At 41.4% G+C, this 12,522-nt stretch carries 11 protein-coding genes and 1 CRISPR repeat array; of the genes, 7 read left to right on the forward strand and 4 right to left on the reverse strand.

The window, feature by feature from the left end; all coding sequences use genetic code 11:
• The first annotated feature begins 1 nt into the window (after position 1).
• The 7 genes from cas6e (at position 2) to ACZ5A8_RS04455 (ending at position 8,546) form a co-directional block, all read left to right on the forward strand.
• The gene (cas6e, locus tag ACZ5A8_RS04425) at positions 2–688 is read left to right on the forward strand and encodes a type I-E CRISPR-associated protein Cas6/Cse3/CasE (protein ID WP_464532444.1); all 687 of its coding nucleotides are present in this window, start codon (positions 2–4) and stop codon (positions 686–688) included.
• 28 nt (positions 689–716) lie between these two features.
• Positions 717–1,628, forward strand: a complete 912-nt coding sequence (gene cas1e / locus ACZ5A8_RS04430) for a type I-E CRISPR-associated endonuclease Cas1e (protein WP_464532446.1) — start codon at positions 717–719, stop codon at positions 1,626–1,628.
• Entirely contained in the window at positions 1,606–1,914 is a 309-nt protein-coding gene (cas2e, locus tag ACZ5A8_RS04435; RefSeq protein WP_464532447.1) for a type I-E CRISPR-associated endoribonuclease Cas2e, read from the forward strand. Before cas1e ends, cas2e begins: the two co-directional genes overlap by 23 nt.
• 312 nt (positions 1,915–2,226) lie before the next feature.
• Positions 2,227–4,878: a CRISPR direct-repeat array (repeat unit 29 nt; unit sequence GAGTTCCCCACAAGCGTGGGGATGAACCG).
• Between the two features lie 640 nt (positions 4,879–5,518).
• On the forward strand, positions 5,519–6,031 hold the full coding sequence (locus tag ACZ5A8_RS04440; protein WP_464532448.1) for a DUF2227 family putative metal-binding protein: 513 nt from the start codon (positions 5,519–5,521) through the stop codon (positions 6,029–6,031).
• Between the two features lie 233 nt (positions 6,032–6,264).
• A complete protein-coding gene (locus ACZ5A8_RS04445; RefSeq protein WP_464532449.1) occupies positions 6,265–6,849 on the forward strand; it encodes a plasmid pRiA4b ORF-3 family protein in 585 nt (194 codons plus the stop codon).
• 271 nt (positions 6,850–7,120) lie between these two features.
• The gene (locus ACZ5A8_RS04450) at positions 7,121–7,777 is read left to right on the forward strand and encodes a hypothetical protein (protein WP_464532451.1); all 657 of its coding nucleotides are present in this window, start codon (positions 7,121–7,123) and stop codon (positions 7,775–7,777) included.
• Between the two features lie 433 nt (positions 7,778–8,210).
• A complete protein-coding gene (locus tag ACZ5A8_RS04455) occupies positions 8,211–8,546 on the forward strand; it encodes a hypothetical protein (RefSeq protein WP_464532452.1) in 336 nt (111 codons plus the stop codon).
• A gap of 409 nt (positions 8,547–8,955) precedes the next feature.
• Here the strand turns inward: ACZ5A8_RS04455 and ACZ5A8_RS04460 are convergent, their stop codons facing one another.
• The 4 genes from ACZ5A8_RS04460 to ACZ5A8_RS04475 all read right to left on the reverse strand — a co-directional run bounded on the left by ACZ5A8_RS04460 (position 8,956) and on the right by ACZ5A8_RS04475 (position 12,499).
• Complete coding sequence (locus ACZ5A8_RS04460; RefSeq protein WP_464532453.1) at positions 8,956–9,627, reverse strand: phosphoribosylanthranilate isomerase; 672 nt, start codon at positions 9,625–9,627, stop codon at positions 8,956–8,958.
• Positions 9,628–10,285: 658 nt separating this feature from the next.
• Entirely contained in the window at positions 10,286–10,519 is a 234-nt protein-coding gene (locus ACZ5A8_RS04465) for a hypothetical protein (RefSeq protein ID WP_464532454.1), read from the reverse strand.
• Positions 10,520–10,775: 256 nt separating this feature from the next.
• Positions 10,776–11,726 (reverse strand): hypothetical protein, encoded by a 951-nt coding sequence (locus tag ACZ5A8_RS04470; protein WP_464532456.1) that lies wholly within the window; start codon positions 11,724–11,726, stop codon positions 10,776–10,778.
• A 14-nt stretch (positions 11,727–11,740) separates the two neighbouring features.
• The gene (locus ACZ5A8_RS04475; protein ID WP_464532457.1) at positions 11,741–12,499 is read right to left on the reverse strand and encodes a DUF6345 domain-containing protein; all 759 of its coding nucleotides are present in this window, start codon (positions 12,497–12,499) and stop codon (positions 11,741–11,743) included.
• Positions 12,500–12,522: the final 23 nt, after the last annotated feature.

Raw genomic sequence — 12,522 nt, forward strand, 5'->3', positions numbered from 1 at the left:
CATGAGCAGAGCAAGCTTGAAGCCTGAAGCTGCAGTAAATAAGGAGTTCTGGAGGCTTGCTACGGATTTAGGTGACAATTACAGGATTCACAGTGCCATATGGTCACTATTTGCAAAAGATCCTGACAAAAAGAGGGATTTTTTGTACAGGCAGGATGAAAAATACGGCTTTCCTTCATTTTACATTGTCTCGGAGCATGCACCTGAAAATAGTCCTGATTTATGGAGCATCGAATCAAAAAAGTACACTCCTTCTCTTTTTCCAGGGCAGAGACTCGTTTTTTCATTGCGTGCCAATCCTATTGTTACAAGGTGGGATGACAATAGAAAACACCAGCGGCATGATGTTGTGATGGACGCAAAGACCAGAATGGAAAAAGAAGGTATTCCAGAAAACAAGAGACCTCAAGTCACTGAAATAGTCCAGAAGGTGGGAGTCGAATGGCTCAAGAAAAAAGGAGAAACGAATGGTTTTGAGGTGTCAGAAGGGCAGGTTATAGCTACAGGGTACCGTTGCAACAGGTTCTATAAACCTAAAGGAAAGCACAGTGTACATATAAGTACCATTGATTTTTCCGGAATATTAACTGTAACAGATCCTGAGTCTTTAACCGATGCACTTTACAGGGGGATAGGGCCGGCAAAGAGCTTCGGATGCGGGTTAATGCTTGTCCGTTCTGCAAGATAAAAGTGAACTGAGGAGGGGGAGTATTGAGATGCTTCCGAAACTAAAACCGATTACGATAAAAGAGAGGTTTTCCTTACTGTTTCTGGAAAGGGGAGAACTCGATATTATAGACGGAGCCTTTGTCCTGGTAGACAAAAATGGGGTACGAACCCAGATACCAGTTGGAGGAATTGCATGCCTGATGCTTGAGCCGGGCAGCAGGGTCTCGCATGCGGCGGCAGTTCTTGCAGCTCAAGTTGGCTGCCTCCTGATCTGGGTTGGAGAAGCTGGGGTCAGACTTTATTCTGCCGGTCAGCCGGGTGGAGCAAGAGCAGACCGTTTGCTTTATCAGGCACAGCTTGCCCTGAACGAAGAGGCACGAAGAAAAGTAGTCCGAAAAATGTATGAGATACGCTTCAATGAAATACTGTCGGAGGACTACAGTGTAGAACAAATGAGGGGAATTGAGGGATCAAGGGTAAAAAAACTATATGAGGTTCTGGCGGAGAGAGCTGGGATAAAATGGAATGGCCGCTACTACGATTATACGGATTGGGATGTCGGTGACCTGCAAAACAAATGTTTGAGCTCTGCTACTTCCTGCCTTTACGGAGTTACCGAAGCGGCAGTCCTTGCAGCTGGCTATTCGCCTGCAATCGGATTCATCCATACCGGAAAGCCAAGGTCTTTTGTTTATGATGTTGCTGATCTTTTTAAGTTTGAGACTGTTGTGCCTTTAGCTTTTCAGGTGGCAGCTAAAAACCCTCCAAACCCTGAGAGAGCCGTAAGGATTGCCTGCAGGGATGTATTCAGGGAAACAAGGCTGCTGAAAAAAATAATCCCGGCTATAGAAGAGGTTTTAGCTGCCGGAGACCTCCCTATTCCTGAAGAACCGCCCGAGTCACTTCCTCCTGCAATTCCAAATGAAAGGGGGCTTAATGATGCTGGTCATCGTCCTTGAAAACACAACTCCTCGACTGAGAGGGAGACTGACTCTCTGGCTTCTGGAAATCAGGGCTGGAGTATATGTAGGAGAATATTCGGTCAAGGTAAGGGATATGATATGGGAGAACGTAAAAGCCGAATTCAATGATGGGAACATTGAAGGAAGCGCGATTATGATCTGGTCCGCAAGAAACGAAATCGGATTTGATTTCAAAATCCTCGGCGAAAACCGCAGAATCCCAAGAGAAATGGATGGAATAAAGTTAATATCCTTCATGCCCGAAATTAAAACAGAAGAGTAGATAACTGGAGACATCATGTTTTTAAAATATTGTGCCTTTTATACCGGTACTAATATAAAACAATTTCATTGGTCATCGGTTAAGGAAAAATCGTTATCACTTGCATTGATTTTCATAAAATTTGTTAAATTATTCATCAAATGCAAAACTGGAATCTGATATCGATTTCAATTTAAACACTAAACATTTGGGTTTGAGTTTTTCCGTCGAAATCGAGATCCGCAGCTCAAAATCCTTAACCGAATACAAATGAAAACAATTTATATATATCACCGGAAAAACTATCCCTACTGATAATATAAAAGGTAAAGAGAGTTCCCCACAAGCGTGGGGATGAACCGTCCAAAACCGTACTCATCTCCAAGCGCTTGTAGAGTTCCCCACAAGCGTGGGGATGAACCGCTCGAAAGAGGTCTGATGCCAACGCGTGAGATGAGTTCCCCACAAGCGTGGGGATGAACCGTGTTATATTATCATATACGATATATTAAAAAGGAGTTCCCCACAAGCGTGGGGATGAACCGTGAAAATGCAACTTACAAAAGTATGCGGGAAAGAGTTCCCCACAAGCGTGGGGATGAACCGCAAGCATGACCTCTCAGACAGTCGTTTTGTAGGAGTTCCCCACAAGCGTGGGGATGAACCGTCCTTTTTAGCTCCCCTGCTAAAACTGGAAAAGAGTTCCCCACAAGCGTGGGGATGAACCGCCCACCCCGGACAGGATAGAGAGACAGAACCAGAGTTCCCCACAAGCGTGGGGATGAACCGTCCTTTTTAGCTCCCCTGCTAAAACTGGAAAAGAGTTCCCCACAAGCGTGGGGATGAACCGCCCACCCCGGACAGGATAGAGAGACAGAACCAGAGTTCCCCACAAGCGTGGGGATGAACCGCAAATTGAATACAAAGCCGCCCACGCTCGCACGAGTTCCCCACAAGCGTGGGGATGAACCGCCGGAAATGACGATCTAGGAAACAGCGTGATAGAGTTCCCCACAAGCGTGGGGATGAACCGAGCAAAACCAACATGCAGTAATTGCGGAAAACGAGTTCCCCACAAGCGTGGGGATGAACCACTTGCAAAGGAAAGAGAAACATTCGCACAGTTGAGTTCCCCACAAGCGTGGGGATGAACCGTCATTTATTACAAACAGTCCATCTGGTGCAGTGAGTTCCCCACAAGCGTGGGGATGAACCGGAGCCTGATTGAGCCATGCCAAGCGAGTCATAGAGTTCCCCACAAGCGTGGGGATGAACCGTATTATAGGTCTTACTAAGTAGGTACTGAAAAGAGTTCCCCACAAGCGTGGGGATGAACCGATGATTCTGATTGCAGAGAAGAGGCTGAGAAAGAGTTCCCCACAAGCGTGGGGATGAACCGATTGTTGAGGTGTAACTGATGCCTGGAGAAATGAGTTCCCCACAAGCGTGGGGATGAACCGAGAGCTATACAGCAGGCATCTCGATTTTCTTGGAGTTCCCCACAAGCGTGGGGATGAACCGATTGCACAAATCTAACAGGGGCTTAGAAGGGTGAGTTCCCCACAAGCGTGGGGATGAACCGTTTCCGGGACAAAGAGTAAGCCTGCTCAGTTTGAGTTCCCCACAAGCGTGGGGATGAACCGGCCCTCAACTGCCACCAGAACAATGTGATAAAGAGTTCCCCACAAGCGTGGGGATGAACCGGTGGATCTCTGTACACAGTCTCGGGTATGGCTGAGTTCCCCACAAGCGTGGGGATGAACCGTTTAGCGACTGGACATGGCAAGGATCAACAGTGAGTTCCCCACAAGCGTGGGGATGAACCGATAGAAATCTATTGTTGAGGCTGTTGGATCATGAGTTCCCCACAAGCGTGGGGATGAACCGATAATAAAGCTCCGGCTAATGCTGCTTTTTCAGAGTTCCCCACAAGCGTGGGGATGAACCGCAGAGCCACTTAATAACCTGAAGGATGGAGGGGAGTTCCCCACAAGCGTGGGGATGAACCGCTTTCAAATGAATCCGGACAAAAGATATCAAAGAGTTCCCCACAAGCGTGGGGATGAACCGACTCAAAACATTTCTGCGGGATATTCTGACTGGAGTTCCCCACAAGCGTGGGGATGAACCGAAATACACTCCCCGATTCTTCGATCTGTTTATGAGTTCCCCACAAGCGTGGGGATGAACCGTGATCCTATCTAATTTGATTTGCAAATCTCAGGAGTTCCCCACAAGCGTGGGGATGAACCGCAAAGAATCCTCTAAACTTCTCACGGTCTTCGGAGTTCCCCACAAGCGTGGGGATGAACCGCTTACAGATGGCAAAGACGGCACCCTGGAAGCGAGTTCCCCACAAGCGTGGGGATGAACCGCCATTTTCAATCAGGAATATGAAAGACCTGCTGAGTTCCCCACAAGCGTGGGGATGAACCGACGCAATAAAAGAAACTCCGGAAGAATGGGCGGAGTTCCCCACAAGCGTGGGGATGAACCGACTAAATATTTTAAGCTCACCGGAGAGCAGAGGAGTTCCCCACAAGCGTGGGGATGAACCGGTTATGCGGGCACTTACACAGTTTCAGATCTTGAGTTCCCCACAAGCGTGGGGATGAACCGGTACTATTATCTCTGAAAACAAGAATGAAGCTGAGTTCCCCACAAGCGTGGGGATGAACCGACCATCCGCGATTGCTGACGCGAAAGAAGGGCGAGTTCCCCACAAGCGTGGGGATGAACCGTCATCCCATTATATCCATTGGCGCAGACGGGAGAGTTCCCCACAAGCGTGGGGATGAACCGGGAAAGTAATCGCAAATAGTCCAGTTTTAGGTGAGTTCCCCACAAGCGTGGGGATGAACCGTTCTTAAACTGAGGGCAAAGTACATCAATTGAGAGTTCCCCACAAGCGTGGGGATGAACCGGCCCTTACCCTGCTGCTTTTGCTTTCCTGGTCGAGTTCCCCACAAGCGTGGGGATGAACCGCCCCGAGCAGCTCACTAAAACGGGGATTGAAACGCATTGTGAATTGTTTCTCCTGTGAAAAACGACTGTATTCATGAGCAAGATCCACTAAAACAAGGATTGAAACATTCAGGGGCTCTATGTGGGAAAAATGGGCTATCGATTCACGAGCAAGATCCACTAAAACAAGGATTGAAACAAAACGCTGCAAAAATGTCTTCACAGGACTCTAAATATATCTATAAATTGTCATTTTTGCTTTCTTGAAATCTATACGATTTTGATTTTTTAAAACATTAAAAATTATAATGTTTCATAGTTACTTTTTCCCTTTCTTTTTCTAATCTTCTATTAATTTAAGCGTCATACTATGTTTTTTTACTGATCTTTCAGAAATTTCTTATTTTACAGCATGTAATGCGGATACATTGTAGATGGGATTTGCAAATCTGTGAGTATTACTTGCTAAATAAAAATTGAAACTGGAATCTTTTTTATTCAAAGCTTACCCGTATGACCCAAATGAAATATTAACCATTACCGCCTGAATAACACAAAATATATAATATGTTTTATAAAATTTGAGGAAGTATACGAGCAGGTTTCATGGAACAGGTTTCAGAAGTGTAATACACTCCCCAGTTTAAAAACGGTGTTCGGAATGCCCAACGGAAAAACTCATACAAAAATAAATATTACGCTGCTGTTTGGAATATTGCTGAGTTTACATACAAACTATATAAAATCGTATATCCCATCGGAATATCTTGAATTTGATGCTATAGCAATATTTTCATTTGCACTTATATTCGGGACATACTATCTCAGTCCTGACCTTGATATCCAGAGTGAGCCCTTCAAAAGATGGGGAATTCTCAGATACATCTGGTGGCCTTATCAAAAAATTTTTAAACATCGGGGGTTATTGCACCGCCCATTATCAGGTCCCATTATAATCATTTCAACTGTAGGTCTATTTATCATAGCACCGGTTGTCAAATTATTCAGCTTCGACATAACTCATATCCCGACAGAACATATTATTTCATTACTAACTGGCATTGTTATTTCTATTGAAACACACATAGTTACAGATATAATATACACTAAAGCAAAAAGAAAATCCGCAAAAATAAAAAAGAAACTGAGAAGTATTCACACTGCCAGGTCATGAAGGCAGATAAATAAAACAGATAATCAACACCATTCGGTTCATTTCTAAAAACTAATATCCAGCTGATCTTTATATCCCAGTATACAATAAAAAGATCAGCGGAAGATGCCAGAATATGTGCTGAGAAATTGCTCTGATTTAAAATCAAAAGAGCAGTATTTTTGCCTCCACATTACCACTGATCCCGGACAAAAGTTCCCAAAACCTAAAATAGTGAGATTCAAATAATTTATATGGGTGAACGATTCATGAAAAAGACTTTCGAGAAGGTTTACCATTTAAAGCTTTCCATGAAAGGCATTACTCCTCAGATCTGGCGGCAAATCCAGGTGTCAGAAGACTACACCCTCCTTGACCTTCATAAGGCTATCCAGGCTGCAATGAACTGGGAAAATTACTATTTGCATGAATTCGAAATTTTAAATCCGGAGACAGGGAAGCATGAAATAATAAGCGCAGAAGGCGATGATTATGAATATTCAGATAAAGAACTGCCTGTATTGGAAGAGAAAACCAAACTCTCCGACTATTTAACGCTGGAAAATAAGGATGCTCTATACACATACAATTTTGGGGACAACTGGCAGGTAGAAATTCTGCTTGAAAAAATACTTCCCAGGAAGAAAAATACAGTATATCCCATCTGCACTGCAGGAAAAAGAGCAGCTGTCCCGGAAGATATCGGCGGGATATGGGGCTATGAAGATATGCTGGAGATCCTGAAGGACCCGGAACATGAGGACTATGAAGATACCGTATTATGGCTGGGGAAAGATTTTGACCCGGAATACTTTGACCCGAAAGATGTTTCTTTCTGAACTTTAAAAACTTCCGAATCAGGAATCTGGACCTGCACTATCGGTCAAATAATCTCATGCTTGAGGCTTACCTATTTTTTAGCAGAAGCTCACCTCAATTTTTGTTTTCGTTATCTTAGTCCGATATTTCAACTGTTTATCGGCACAACCCGCTACAGAATAGTTTCTACTAAAACAAAGATTAAAACATTTAATTTAAATAGCTATTAAAACATAAAAACAGATAAGGCAAACTATTTATTCTTATCAAAAGAGCCAGGTGAAGAGATTTATGGATGCAGAGACTTTAGAGGAACCCGTTTTCCAGAGCTGTGATACTGATCGCGAAAAAATAATCGGTTATCTAAAGAACCATGTAATTGGTAAAAAACTCCTTACAGATGAAGTAGTATATCAGCTTGAAGAAGGCAAGCTGGAAGGTGTTTATTCTGATGAGATGTTTTTTTCGAATTTAGTTCTGTCCGGGCACGGTTTCCAGTTTGACATGACCACTATCACCCGCGAAAAAATATACATTCTGGATTTGGATAAAAGAAGGGGCGCCGTCAAAAAAGACTTTAACGGTGTGAGCGTGTTTCGGTACGAACTGGCAGAGCGCAGAAGTACCTCCAGGATAACTGGAATGATGAGGCTGGTCTCATCGACTGTCTGTGAGCATACAATGGAAGGGATTGCTTACGGAGTATACGATTTGCAGCTGGAAAACAGCCAGTTAAGCTGGAAAGAACAGCAACTGCTGTACCGCGATATGCCTGCGGATGATGATAATTATCGACCGGTTGCCTTTGATGCAAAAGTAAGGTTTTATCTGGAAAATGGGAAGTTGAGGTTTGAGTATATTCCTGAATATTATGATTTCGAGCCTGAGAAACTTACAAGAACGTTATCTAAAGACCAGTATCCTTCTTTTGTAACAAAAGAGCGGTAAAAACTGCTTTTACTTAAAAACAGGCCAGTAAAATGAAAAAGCTTAACTTGCTGCCTCTCACTTGATATTTAGCTATTTGTCGACCAGCAAATTTAGTTAACCAAAACAAGAACAGGTAAATTTCGAATATTAGACAGTTCAAGCAAAAAATAGGTTGTTTGATATTAGTTTTCAGGTTTGATATTTCCTGGGAATTTGCTGAAAATAATGGAAAACGACCCTGTCGAGAAGTAGCTTCCACTAAAACAAGGATTGAAACCTAATGCTTACGCAAATTACGGAAAAGATTCTTCTGATTCGTGAGCAAGATCCACTAAAACAAGGATTAAAACATCATGAAAGCAGTTGATGAATCCTTAGTTTTTAGAAATTCATGAGCAAGATCCACTAAAAAAGGATTGAAACCTCACTAACATATATAAGGAGTTAAAAAATGGTAATTTCTCAGTCTAAAACAGCAATTTTAATACTGGTTGCATTAATACTCTCTTTTTTCTCAGGGTTTGCCGTCGCCTCTTATGAACCAGTAATCAAATACCAGGACTATGACGCCAGGAACACTATATCATTTTATCCAACTGATGAATACCCCGACGTAGACGGTAAATTTGTAATAACGCAGTTTGGCGACACTGCATCAGGTAAATATGTCAAATACCCAAATGCCTACGGATTAAGGTACGATTCGGGGGCTGTTTACACGGTTATGTATACAGATTACTGGATACATACAGTGGATGGATATGTTTGGAAAAAAGTACAAAAGTAAGCCGTTCACAGCACTTACTTTAAAAATCAGTATTTTTATATTATAGCCTATTATGAGACTCTGTTCCTAAATCTAGTGATTTTTGCATTTTTTGATTGAAATCTTGAATTTCCAAGAAGAATTCAGGATTCAATCAAACCAAATATTCGAGATCTTCCGGCATCAATCAATAGGTCACGTTCAAAGGATTGTGACCATTTTCAAAATCTAGTGATTTTTAATTTTGAGTTCATCACTAGATTTTGGCATTGTGTCTATTATAACCACTTATTGTAAAAATTGTAGATTCGCGAGCAAGATCCACTAAAACAAGGATTGAAACAGTTATAAAACACCCCTTTGACAGGTGATGTTTCTATTAAATTTAAAGAATTTATAGTTTAGAAAAAAACAATTCACAAAAATCGGATTAAACATCATTTTTAGCCTGCTCTATAAACTTTTTTATCTTACAGATATCTTTTGTGTTGTCTTTGACTTTAGTCCCGCTGTTTACATCAACGCCATAAGGCCTGATTTTGCTAATGGCGCTGCGGATGTTTTCAGGATTTAATCCGCCTGCAAGAATAAATTTGATTTTAGGAAACTCACTGACAATTCTTGAGCTTACTGACCAGTCATGCACCCTTCCCGTTCCGCCTACTTTGTTTAAAGCTTCATCTTTCGTATCCAGTAGATAATAGTTTGTAGGAGTTTTCATATACTGCAATAGATTTTTTAAAGTCTCATTGTAAGTAGTTACATGAACGGCTGTAATAATTATAAAATCTTCAGGCATTAATTTTTTTACTAGCTGCACTTGCTCAGGTGTACTGCCCCCATGCAGTTGTAAAGCACTTACACCGATTTTCGTTGTCGTGTCGGCAATCCAGTTTGGATCGACCTCGTGTGTAACCATTACCGGGATACAACCAGAGTTAGTTTTCTTAAGCTCATGTACCATTGCACATGCCGTCTGACGATCCACAAAATCATTCGAAGGATATTTTTGACCGACCAGTATGCCACAAAAATCCGCTCCCATAGATGCAGTATTGATAGCATCACTGATGCTTTTGTTCCCGCATATTTTCACCAGCATTTCAATCCCGTGGCTTTTTGATTATTACAATAAGGATTTTAAGAAATGTAAGCGCAGTAATGACAGAGTTCGACTGTGAATAATTTAAAAAGTTTCATTTCTAAAACAAACTATTTGGCTATTGATATTTAATAAATTATAGTATATTATTTATAAACCCACTAAAACAAGGAATGAAACTTGGTCAGTTGAAGGGAATAGTAAAGAAATCTCTGGAATTCGAGAGCAAGAATCATTAAAGCAAGGATTGAAACCGGGTAGTATTGACGTCTGAAATAGCCTGATGATAAAATATTTCTTTGTTCTGATTAACTCTTTTCGTTTTCTGTTGATAACTTTTTGACATACTCTACGGCATCGGCTATTACAGACACACCAAAGTCGTTTCCATATTCTCTGAATCTTAAACAAAATGCTTGAGCAATAATTAAAGAATGTGGCAAAGAAATATGAAAATTCAGATAGTTCGTATGTATAAAATCTTTAATATCATCCAAAACATATTTGGGAACTATTGAATATGACACGTTGGATGATCTCCCAATGAAGTTATTTTTTTACTGAATATATTTTTCTTTTTATCATATAACAAGTTTTCATTTTTACTTGTTTTATTATTTTTATTTTTTAGTAATATGTTCTCTCATATGCGAAATATTTATGTACTTAAACGTATTTTTATTAATATGCAAATCAAATTTACTTGATTTGTTTGCAAAACGGCATTTTCCTCCCTAAATATGTAGAGCGGATTCCAAAATCCAAAAATTCCTTTAGTGAACCTCGGTTTTGAAATAATCAATCGAGCTTCTGATCCTGAGAGTAGTTCTGAAACTCTTATGGATATAGGAATAAGAATTGGTCCTGGGATATGCTCGCAATCTTCTGGCATTAGTTTGCCATTTTAAACCTCCCTAAATCTGCAGTTTTCCAGGAGTGGTTTGCCATTTTAATCTCCTGAAATCTGCAGTCTTCCCGCACCAGTTCGTTCATGAGCAAGGTCCACTAAAACAAGGCTTGAGGCATTGTAACAAGAGTTTTTAAGGTGCCAAAAATGAAAACTCTTTAGAAAATCTGAATTAATTTTATGTGGTCCTCTGCATCAAAAATTATTGATACTACACTTAGCGTGTAGTATCCAGAAATTCTTAAAAGGCAGTTCCATCGAAAGTAGCTGGCACATAGGCGGTGAAAGGAACTGCTTGAGACTCAGAATCTATGGCTTCTCCCTCAAAGACATATACTGGTAAAGCAGAATCCTGTTCTTCGCCTGCGGGCTCTATCCAGTAAGCAAGGTAAATATTCTTGATGCTTGCCTTGTCGATTGTATCCAGGTTTGCCGTTAAAAACATGGCTTTGCCATTTTGCAGTTCAGTGTAAGCAGTCTCAGCTGTTTTAATATCCACCTTTTCCTTAGATATCTCTACATCTTTCCATGCCTTGAACAAACCAACGACTTCCCCCTTCTCTCCGACATATACCTTTATTTTGTTACCGGGACCAACGATAGGTATACCATTAATCTCTCTTGCAGATGCAACTACCTGAAGCACTACATCGTACTCTTCCAGGACTTTCCCTGTACTTTTCTCAGACTCTAGCTGTTTATCAGCAACAACTTTATCCAGTTTAGCATCAGACGGAAGAAGATTCATTTCTGCAAGGAAACTTTCTGCAATTTTTATTGCTTCTGCATCCGATGGTAAATCCGGCTGCGATGAAACTACGGGACTCATTTTTTCAGGCACGGAATAAAATATTGCTCCTGATTTCTCATAGACCATCAAATGCTCAGTTCCATCTTCACTCAGCATACCTGTTTTCCCAGTCCCGGCAGGACCGGCTTCTCCAGTAAAACCAAATCGTTGTCCGATTTCCTCGACGTACTCAGATGATACCACGGGTGCTTTCGTCTCTAAAACGGGAAATGTACTTTCTAACTCTGGTAAAGAAGTTTCCAGCGTAAATTCCACTGATGAATCAATATTTGCCTCGTTTGTCGGGAAAACGGTGCCTGCCTGAGTATGCAGTGCCATGCTAATTCCAAATACAGTAAGTATGGATACCATCCCCGCCAAAACCAATATTTTATTTTTCAATTTGTTCCCTCCCTTCAACAGCTATGAGTCCATGTATTGAATTGATCATCCACAACAGGATCGGATATTACAGTACCCTGACCCCATATTTTGTCATTGCCACAAGTTGACGTTTCACCAAATACTTTTAGAGTAACGCCTGTAGGCTGATTGATATCTATTCCATAGAACCAGGCATCCTTTACCGTGTATGCATCATCGTTTGCACCATCATCAATTAGATAATCAGCCCAGTTCTCTCCATCACCGGCATAATTATATGCCGTAGTGGAAAAACCACATATCAAATGAGCACCTTTTAAGGACTCTGAAAAATCGTTGTTGCTTAGAGTACTACATGCATGTAGACCGATCCACTCTAAATCATAGTCTCCCCATTCAGCTTCATTAGCATAAACTTTCTCTATGTATGTAGATACATCAAGTCTTCCAGCAGAACCATGTCCCTGGTAGAACGCAATGTCTACACCGTCTACATAAGTAGTATCCGAACCGCTCTGTTCGAAGTGAGCAGCTTTTGCGTTGCTATCGCCTTTGTTGAATTTCTTTGTCCACCCAGCGTTCCCGATACGATTATAAAAACCCACAGCAGAATCATCACTGTTAGGTAAGTCCGCATCCGGGTAAGTATAATCGCATACCCATTCAATCCCAACTTCCGGACTTGATGAATCGCTATCATCGCCTGTACCAGCGCTTGCTGGCAATGTTAGTGCTGCAAGGATACATAAGACCAACATGGTTGTCTTAATTCCATATCTACTTCTGTTCATGCACTATCTCCATTATTTTTTCT

The sequence above is a fragment of the Methanosarcina subterranea genome (assembly GCF_055385895.1).